This window comes from Enterobacter cloacae complex sp. IR5412 (assembly GCF_049237385.1).
Lineage (GTDB): Bacteria > Pseudomonadota > Gammaproteobacteria > Enterobacterales > Enterobacteriaceae > Enterobacter > Enterobacter intestinihominis.
On record NZ_JBMKHQ010000017.1, the window covers coordinates 103,287 to 110,456 of the forward strand.

Here is a 7,170-nt window from a genome sequence, read left to right on the forward strand (position 1 = left end):
ATATAAACAATCACTTTATTTTCAACATAGTAACGTGTTGGACGTAGGCATCCAACACGTAAATTCATCAAATGTCGGCGAACTTCTTCAGGCTCTTCGAACTCACCGTTGAGTCGATCTGCCCAACCAGATATGAGCCAACCTCAACTTCTTGCGGCGCCACTTGCACCTGGTCACTCAGCAGCCATTTGTTCATCCACGGCAGTGGATCATTCAAAGCATCTTCGAAAATTGGCTTAAGCCCCATGCGACGCAGGCTAACGTTAGTGCGATATTTCACATACTGCTTCAGGATTTCTGCATTGAGGCCGATCATAGAGCCATCTTTGAAAAGGTGTTCTGCCCAGCGCATCTCCTGCTCAGCCACGTCCTTCATGGTCTGGTAAACAAAGGGCTCAAGCTCATCAGCCACAGCCTTCCACTGCTCACCCTCTTTGCCGACGCGCATGTACTTGATCATCATTTCTGTAGAGTGACAATGCAGAGCCTCATCACGCGCGATGAAGCGCATAATTTTTGTATTGCCTTCCAGTAGTCCACGCTCACCAAAAGAAAACGTGCAGGCGAAGCTGACATAGAAGCGGATTGCCTCCAGAGCGTTTACAGCTACCAAGGTGCGGTAAACCTGTTTCTCCATGGCAAGTTCGCCATAAATCTCACCAAAACGGCCTTCCTGCTCTGATAGATACTCGCGAGCGCAGATCAGCTGATACAGGGCGTCATACTGCTCAGTAACCGATGCGGCGCGGCTCACAATTTCTTCATCGCTCACAATGCCGTCGAAAATTTCAGCCGGGTTATCGACCATGCCACGAATGATGTGCGTGTAGCTGCGGCTATGAATTGTCTCTGAGAATGACCACGTTTCAATCCACGTCTCCAGCTCTGGAATGGACGCCAGCGGCAGCAGTGTAGCGTTCGGGCTGCGACCCTGTACGGAGTCCAGCAGAGTTTGGTAACGGAGGTTGCTCAGGAAGATGTGTCGCTCATGCGGTTGCAGTTTGTTGTTGAACTCAATGCGATCTTTAGAAATGTCCACTTCTTCAGGGCGCCAGAAGAAAGAGAGCTGCTTCTCGATCAGCTTCTCAAACAGGCGATATTTTTGCTGGTCATAGCGAGATACGTTTACTGACAGGCCAAGGAACATAGGTTCTTTTGTCGCGTCGTTCGCCCCAAGCCGGAACGTTGAATATTGGCTCATGTGTTTTCCTCGTTGTTTTACGTGCCAGCATTGTGATGCGCTGGCACAGGTGTTCAATTGATTGGAGACGGTGGGGCGGCTGCCCCACGCTTTAGATGGTGCAGGTGTCGCAATCAGGCTCGTCGTCAAGAATTGGCTCTTGAATAGCCTGGGGCGCGCTGCTCACATCGCTGGTGTCTTCCGTTTGGCCGGCACCGTCGCGCGTGTTGTGGTAATAGAGAGTTTTGATGCCCAGCTGGTAGGCGGTGAGCAGATCATCAAGCAGCGTTTCCATTGGGACTTTGCCATTAGGGAAGCGCTCAGGATCATAGTTCGTGTTGGTCGAAATAGACTGGTCGAAGAACTTCTGAATGATCGCCACTTTGGTCAGATAGCCGTAGTTACTCGGCATATCCCACAGGTATTCGTATTGCCCTTTCAGGTTCTCAAAATCAGGCACAACCATTTTGATGGCGCCTTCTTTGGAGGATTTGATGGACACAGCCCCGCGCGGCGGCTCGATGCCGTTCGTTGAGTTGGTGATCTGGCTCGACGTTTCGCACGGCATCTGAGCTGTCAGCGTAGAGTTACGCAGACCATGCACTTTGATGCGGTGGCGCAGCTGTTCCCATGGGAGTAGCAGCGGATGCTTCGCATTGATCTCCTGACCATCCAGGGACTTGCGATAGTGGTCAATTGGCAGCTGGCCGAGAGAGTATTTGGTTTCGTCGAACCACTCACACGCGCCTTTCGCTTCAGCTAATTTGCAGCTGGCGTCCAGAAGGTAATACTGAATCGCTTCAAACGTTTCGTGAACCAGCTTGTTGCCTTCAAGATCGGAGTATTTAAAGCCATTCTTCGCCAGGTAATACGCAAAGTTGGTTACACCAATACCCAAGCTGCGGCGCGCTTTTGCTCCACGCTCTGCGGCTTCCATTGGGTAGTTTTGGTAATCAAGCAGTGAGTCGAGTGCCGCGACTGCAAAGAATGCGACTTCCTGCAGGTCACCCAGAGAATCGATGGCGCCGAGGTTAAACGCTGACAGTGTGCAAAGAGCGATCTCGCCGTTGGGATCGTCTGTTTTCACCAGCGGTTTGGTTGGCAGCGTAATCTCAGCACACAGGTTTGACATACGCACTGGCGCAATGCTCTGGATGAAGGAGCTATGCTCATTCATGTGGTCAGCGTTGCCGATATAAATACGACCGGTAGAGGCGCGCTCCTGCATCATGGAAGAGAACAGCTCAACGGCGGAAACACTCTTCTTGCGAATAGCCGGGTCAGCTTCGTATTTCAGGTAAAGCTCTTCGAACAGATCCTGATCTTCGAAATAAGCGTCATACAGACCAGGCACATCATTCGGGCTAAACAGAGTGATGTTCTCTTCACGAATAAGACGGCGGTACATCAGACGGTTCAGCAACACACCGTAGTCAAGATGACGTACACGGTTCTCATCCACACCGCGGTTGTTTTTCAGCACCAGCAGGCTTTCAGTTTCCAGATGCCAGAACGGATAATACGCAGTAGCTGCGCCGCCACGGACACCGCCCTGCGAACAGGATTTAACGGCTGTCTGGAAATGCTTCAGGAAGGGGATAACGCCAGTGTGGGTCGCTTCGCCACCACGGATTTCGCTTCCCAGCGCACGGATGCGGCCAAAGCTAATGCCGATGCCGGCACGTTGAGAAACGTAATCGACGATCGCGGCAGCTGTACCATTAATGGCTTTCAGACTGTCGCCAGATTCAATCAGTACGCAGCTTGAGAACTGGCGCGTCGGTGTGCGAACGCCTGCCATGATTGGGGTTGGCAATGAGAGCTTGAATGTACTGGTGACATCATAGAAGCCTTTGACCATTTCCAGACGAGTTTTACCACTGGTGCCGTCCTGCCAATCCTGGAACAGACACATACCCACCAGCATATAAATGTGTTGCGGTGCTTCGTGAATTTTTCCAGTGACGCGGTTCTGGACAAGATATTTGCCCTGCAGCTGCACGGTGGCCGCGTAGCCAAACAGATCATCGCGAGCGGTATCGAGATATTTGCCCAGCTCGTTAATTTCGTTTGGATGATAGCGTTTCAACAGATCTTCATCGTAAATGCCACGATTAACGAGGTTCACGATGTGCATGTACAGGTCGGGGTATTCGTACTGACCAAACGCATCTTTGCGCATTTTGAACAGATTAAGACGGGCTGCAACCTGGGAGTAGTTCGGAGTTTCCGGGCTGATCAAGTCAGCTGCGGCTTTCACCAGCGCCTCATGCAACTGGCTGGTGGTCATGCCGTCAAAAATGCTGGCAGAAGCACCGAGGGCAATGGCTGATGCACTGACGTTTTCAACGCCTTCGACCGCCCACATTACCACGCGGTTGTACTTTTCTTCGCTCAGTGGCTCCGATCGCCCGTCACGTTTCTGGATGTTAATCATGTGTTTTCCCAATAAAAAGGCCACTACATATAGTGGCCGTCATGATAGTAGGTAGTTGACCACCTATCAACGATAAATCATAAAATTGCTTTCAGTACGCTTACCACCTGCTTGAATTGATCAGTATCTAAACCGACGTAAATCGCCGCTACAGCGTCAGCAAGATGCTCATTCTTGCCGGTCAGCACCATTTCACCTTTGGACTTGTGACGCAGCCAGGGGGCGTCTGGTTGCTCCTGAATAGCCCACTCAATGATGTCCTCTTTGGCAACACTCGCTTTACCGCCGACATACTTCTTGATTTCGTCAGGGGTGATCTGAATTAACGGCTTTTGAATGCTTGCCAGAACGCCGATGCAAATGCCATAGCTGGTTTGAGCACGAGACGATTGGCTACCCACCGGCAGCTCAGCAAAAACGATATGTGCCTCATCAATCATTGGCTTTGCTTTCGCCCAAATCTCACCAGCGCGGCGCAGATCGTCGCTGTTCACGCGAACCGTTTTCTTCTTGCCACCGGCCTTCGTTTCAGCCAGCTCAAAGCGCGTGACCTTAACTTCATTGGTGTCCAGATCGAGTGTGCCGGCAGCGATACCAAAGTTACTCATGCTGGGGTCTAACCCGACGATTTTAATCAACTTACTCATATGGTCTCCTTACCATGTTCCCCACTGAGGGTGGGCTTCCTGCGTTTTAACCGGTTCTTCTTTTTGCTGGCTTCTTGATGGTACGCCCAGCAGCTCATTGAACAATGAATCATCATCCTCTGAGGTCATCATTGTTTGCGCAACGAACTCACACAATTCACTTAAGTAGTTCTTCGGCAGATTGTGCTTAACATTTTCATGTGTATCGCCGTCAGCGACAAAAATGGTCTCACCTTTGCCATCCTTAAACTCAACAATAGTGTTTCGGATGAGGTCATCACCTTCTTCGAATTTGATAGCAACGCTTTCGAATGCAGTGCCACCGCTGGCCACCAGCTCCGATTTGTTTTTTAGACGGCGGATAAAAGTGTTGAACGCGCTGATTTGCTGGCTATCCAGATACAGTGACGGGTCGCCAATACTCATGGTCAACGTGTTTACGTCACTCAGAGTGACCAGACCGCACTCGCGAGGCAGATAGCCGCTCGGATCTGCTAAGTTGATCATAAGCGGCTTTGTGTTGCTTTCATGCGTCAGCGTCGTCATGACCGGGCTGGCGTCAAGCAACTCCGTTAACGCGGCGCGCTGCGCGTCATCTACCTCGCTTAGCTCAAAGTACCACTTAGGCCGTACCGGCTCGTCCACGTAATCCGACAGGAGGTTAATGGATGCCAGTACAGAAACCACTTGCCGGAACTGGATGTAACTCAGCTCATTAACTGACATAACTGCGGCCATCCTTCACTTCAACGGTGATAGTTTCGCGGAACCATGATTTCATTTCTTTGTGACTGATGATCATCACGGTGCCACGCTCGCGCGCCTTGGTTTCAAGGATGCCCATCAAGCGCTCAAGCCCTGCTGAGTCCAGCGCATCGTCAATTTCATCACCGATAAACAGCTGGATGTTTTTGCTGGCGCGGCTGGCCACCAGATCCTGCAATGCCAGTGAGCAAGAAATTCGCACCTTTCGTTTCTCACCACCGGATAAACCCATGAATGATTTGCTGGAACCTGCTTTCGACACATTGATGTTGAATTTGTCGCGGATCTCACCTTTCTTAGTGGTCTCCATAGTTGACCATTCAGCAACGATATTGCCGTCAGACAGCGTGTTGAGATATTCGGCGGTACGCATGTTCAGGAACGGCGTCACTGAGCTGAGAATGTGCGAACGGACACCGGCTGGGGAATATACCTGTCGCGCTTTCTCAAGCAGCTGAGCCTGATCCTGATGGTTTTTAAGTTCTGTTTTAAGTTCTGCGTATTTAGATTTATTGGCGCGCAGGCTCTCTTCATGGCGCGTAATGCTCGCCAGAAACGGATTCACTTCTGCCATGACACGATCCACTTCAGCCTTAGCGCGGCGGAAGGTGGTCTCAAGCAAACCCAGCTCACCGGAGCGCTTGTTTAAGGTGCTTAGCTCACCATTCAGCTGCTGGATTCGGGCAACGATGGCTGAGACGTCTGGTGTTGCGTCGATAAGTGCTCGCTCGATGCCGCGCGCTTTATCAAGACGGCCTTGCTGTTCAGCCACTGTCGCTGCTGATGCCTGCGCTTCTGCAATTTCACTGCGTGCCTGGCCAATATAGTTCTCCTTAACGGTTGATAAATCTTCGCTGCAATAAGCCTTTCCGCATGTTGGGCACGGAGTGCCAACCTTGGAATCAATGGCATCAGCCTGCGCTTTGTTATTGTGGGCACGTTTAACCGCTGACGCTTTTAACGTCTCTGCGGAACGGATGTTGCCTTCCGCTTCGGAAATAACAGCCCGGACACGAACCAGCTTTTTGTCGTGTTCATCTTTAGTTGCCAGTTTTTCACGCTCTGCGGTAATGGCGTTCTGCTTATCGCGGATCTGTTCTGGAATGGTTCGCAGCTCCAGCTCCGCCTCTGCCAGCTCAACTTCAGCGCCGGTCAGATCTTCGCGGGACTTTTCCAAACGCTGGCTGCGGCTCTTTTCCCACTCTTCTGAGGATGCCTTTGCAGACTTCAGCTCTGTTTCAGCTGAGTCCACCAGCGACAGAGTGCCTTCCATCTTGGTCTTAACGTTATCTACCCGCGCGGCAGCTGCATTTGCTCGTTCGCGAGCAATTGAATACGCCCGGGTCAAACGGTCAACGCCAGCAGCTTCTTCCACTATCGCTTTAAGGTTCTTGTCAGTCATGCCCGGCAGGTCTGGCATAGCCTCTTGGCTTGCATAAATCGATGCGGTGAACACTTCCTTCGATGCACCAATCAGCCGTTCGACAAGCTCCTGCGTAAGCGTGTCTTTGCCTTTAGTCATGTCGCCATCTTCACCACGAACAATCAGACGGTTTTTAAACTCTTTGTGGTTGCGGTGACGGATGATCGCGAACTTTTTGCCTTCGTCCTCTATGGTCACTTGAACGCGACAGTTCTTCTCGTTCCCCGTTGACAGAACATCGTCACCCTTCACACCGTGGGCAGTTTCGCCATAGATGCACCACATTAAGCTGTTCATGAGGGTGGACTTGCCAGCGCCATTGCTGGAAGCTGATGAGTCGTCAGTGTTGATACCCTGGATCAGCACCAGCCCGCGGTCGGAGAGTTCAACTTCCGCTTCGGCCAGCGCCATGAAGTTCTCAACCTTCATTGACAAAAATTTCATGTGCTTTTCTCCGTATGTTTTATTTTGGATGCCAGGTTAGTCAGCTTTGGCTGATCTTTCTTGAGACGAAACTCCAGGTGAGTTTTGTACAAAGCGCGATCTAAGACTCCGTCACGATAAAGACGGTTGAGCTTGTAGCGCACTCGTTCACTGCGGTATGTAAAACGATGGAGTGTGACCGTCCCTCCGTTGTTCAGGATATTTACAGCCCACTGGTATTTGCCGGTGATCATTCTGAAGTTCCGGTTTCCGCTTCAAGCAGGATGTCGCTGCA

At 51.2% G+C, this 7,170-nt stretch carries 6 protein-coding genes; all 6 read right to left on the reverse strand.

What is annotated here, in order from left to right; genetic code table 11:
• Positions 1 to 67: 67 nt before the first annotated feature.
• Positions 68 to 1,201: a class Ia ribonucleoside-diphosphate reductase subunit beta gene (gene nrdB, locus ACOTX2_RS22310; protein WP_057057143.1), complete on the reverse strand. Its 1,134-nt coding sequence runs from the start codon at positions 1,199 to 1,201 to the stop codon at positions 68 to 70.
• Positions 1,202 to 1,292: 91 nt separating this feature from the next.
• Complete coding sequence (nrdA, locus tag ACOTX2_RS22315) at positions 1,293 to 3,617, reverse strand: class 1a ribonucleoside-diphosphate reductase subunit alpha (protein WP_057057142.1); 2,325 nt, start codon at positions 3,615 to 3,617, stop codon at positions 1,293 to 1,295.
• 77 nt (positions 3,618 to 3,694) lie between these two features.
• Positions 3,695 to 4,264: a hypothetical protein gene (locus tag ACOTX2_RS22320; RefSeq protein ID WP_416503117.1), complete on the reverse strand. Its 570-nt coding sequence runs from the start codon at positions 4,262 to 4,264 to the stop codon at positions 3,695 to 3,697.
• A gap of 9 nt (positions 4,265 to 4,273) precedes the next feature.
• The gene (locus ACOTX2_RS22325; RefSeq protein WP_057057140.1) at positions 4,274 to 4,990 is read right to left on the reverse strand and encodes a hypothetical protein; all 717 of its coding nucleotides are present in this window, start codon (positions 4,988 to 4,990) and stop codon (positions 4,274 to 4,276) included.
• Positions 4,980 to 6,863 carry an AAA family ATPase gene (locus ACOTX2_RS22330; protein WP_421625992.1) on the reverse strand — a complete coding sequence of 628 codons (1,884 nt, stop codon included), beginning with the start codon at positions 6,861 to 6,863 and terminating at the stop codon, positions 4,980 to 4,982. The genes ACOTX2_RS22325 and ACOTX2_RS22330 overlap by 11 nt, the downstream gene beginning before the upstream one ends.
• Positions 6,864 to 6,892: 29 nt before the next feature.
• A complete protein-coding gene (locus tag ACOTX2_RS22335; protein WP_057057138.1) occupies positions 6,893 to 7,129 on the reverse strand; it encodes a hypothetical protein in 237 nt (78 codons plus the stop codon).
• Positions 7,130 to 7,170: the final 41 nt, after the last annotated feature.

Bases quoted from the DNA above. Each gene is read 5' to 3' on its own strand.
- ACOTX2_RS22320 (WP_416503117.1), bottom strand. From the start codon at position 4,264: ATGAGTAAGTTGATTAAAATCGTCGGGTTAGACCCCAGCATGAGTAAC.
- ACOTX2_RS22325 (WP_057057140.1), bottom strand. From the start codon at position 4,990: ATGTCAGTTAATGAGCTGAGTTACATCCAGTTCCGGCAAGTGGTTTCT.
- ACOTX2_RS22330 (WP_421625992.1), bottom strand. From the start codon at position 6,863: ATGGCGCTGGCCGAAGCGGAAGTTGAACTCTCCGACCGCGGGCTGGTG.
- nrdA (WP_057057142.1), bottom strand. From the start codon at position 3,617: ATGATTAACATCCAGAAACGTGACGGGCGATCGGAGCCACTGAGCGAA.
- nrdB (WP_057057143.1), bottom strand. From the start codon at position 1,201: ATGAGCCAATATTCAACGTTCCGGCTTGGGGCGAACGACGCGACAAAA.
- ACOTX2_RS22335 (WP_057057138.1), bottom strand. From the start codon at position 7,129: ATGATCACCGGCAAATACCAGTGGGCTGTAAATATCCTGAACAACGGA.